General features: G+C 71.4%; 1 protein-coding gene. It reads left to right on the forward strand.

The genetic code is table 11. The features are described from left to right. Positions 1-112: 112 nt before the first annotated feature. On the forward strand, positions 113-1097 hold a 985-nt coding region (locus ABT085_RS46545; RefSeq protein ID WP_351623318.1), incomplete at its 3' end, for an FAD-dependent oxidoreductase.

A 1097-nucleotide genomic window follows, 5' to 3' on the forward strand; every position in this document is an offset into this window, starting at 1 on the left:
GGGTTCGGGGCCGTGGGTCTTCAGCGGACCGCGGGGCGAGCGCAAGGGTGCTCTCCGCTTCCGGCGGTCCGGACGAGCAATGAAGAACGCAACAGTGAGGAACACAGCAGTGATGAACGAGACGACCCGCACCTACGACGTAATCGTCATCGGCGGAGGGCCGGTCGGCGAGAACGTTGCCGAACGCGCCCGCGCCGCAGGGCTCAGCGCCGTGATCGTGGAGCGCGAACTACTGGGCGGCGAGTGCTCGTTCTGGGCCTGCGACCCCAGCAAGGCGCTGCTGCGGCCGGTGGTGGCACGTGCCGACGCCAGCCGCGTACCCGGACTCGACCCGGCGGTGGCAGGCCCGCTGGACGTCGAGGCGGTCCTCGCACACCGCGACAAGATGTCCTCGTACTGGAAGGACGAGGACCAGGTCGACTGGTTGAACTCGGTCTCCGTCGACCTCATACGCGGCCACGGCCGCCTCACCGGCCCCAAGCAGGTGGCCGTGCAGACCCCGGAGGGCGACACCGTCGCCCTGACCGCCCGGCACGCCGTCGCCGTCTCCACCGGCACCCGCGCCGCCCTGCCCCCCATCCCCGGACTCGATACCGTCCGTCCCTGGACCAGCCGCGAGGCCACCAGCGCCGACAAGGTGCCCGGCCGCCTCGCCGTCGTCGGAGGCGGTGTCGTCGCCGTCGAGATGGCCACCGCCTGGCAGGCCCTCGGCTCCCGGGTCACCATGCTCGTCCTCGACAACGGACTCCTCGAGCGGATGGAGCCGTTCGCCGGCGAACTGGTCACCGACGGACTGCGCGAAGCAGGCGTCGACATCCGCTTCGACACCTCCGTCGCCTCCCTGACCCGTGAGGACGGCGAGGTACGGATCACGCTGGCCGACGGCGGGGAGCTGGTCGCGGACGAGATCCTGCTGGCGACCGGCCGCGCCCCGCAGACTCGCGACGTCGGCCTGCAGACCGTCGGTCTCACTCCCGGCGACTGGCTGAGCGTCGACGACACCTTCCGTGTCACCGGCGTCGACGGCGGCTGGCTCTACGCCGTCGGCGACGTCAACCGCCGCGCCCTCATGACCCACCAGGGCAAATACCAGGCCC

Source organism: Streptomyces sp. NPDC002265 (genome assembly GCF_040296125.1).
GTDB lineage: Bacteria > Actinomycetota > Actinomycetes > Streptomycetales > Streptomycetaceae > Streptomyces.